The sequence below is a fragment of the Bacillus sp. SIMBA_008 genome, assembly GCF_046535495.1.
Taxonomy (GTDB): Bacteria; Bacillota; Bacilli; order Bacillales; family Bacillaceae; genus Bacillus; species Bacillus subtilis.
The window spans coordinates 1-254 of sequence record NZ_JAWRWL010000854.1 but is presented as its reverse complement, the minus strand read 5'-3'; the positions used below and the strand labels follow the sequence as shown (position 1 = coordinate 254).

The following is a 254-nucleotide window of genomic DNA, read 5'->3' as shown; positions in this document are numbered from 1 at the left end:
ACTTCGCCGTGTCGGCGCTCGAGCCGTGGACCCACGGCCTGGCGCAATACCATCGCATGCACTGCGGCGTGGCCGAGCTGGAACAGGCCTACGCGACGCTGGCCGCGCTGCCGGAGGCGTTCAACGCCTTCCACGCGCGCTTCGACATCCTGCTGACGCCGACCCTGCGCACGCCGCCGCCGCGCCTGGGCGAGCTGGCGCCGGACCGTGATTTCGACGCCTTGATGCCGGCCATGTTCCACTGGATCAGCTAT

At 69.7% G+C, this 254-nt stretch carries 1 protein-coding gene; it reads left to right on the top strand.

What is annotated here, in order from left to right; all coding sequences use genetic code 11:
• Positions 1-254: hypothetical protein (locus tag SB658_RS25760; RefSeq protein WP_410603305.1), on the top strand; the 254-nt coding region annotated here is incomplete at both ends.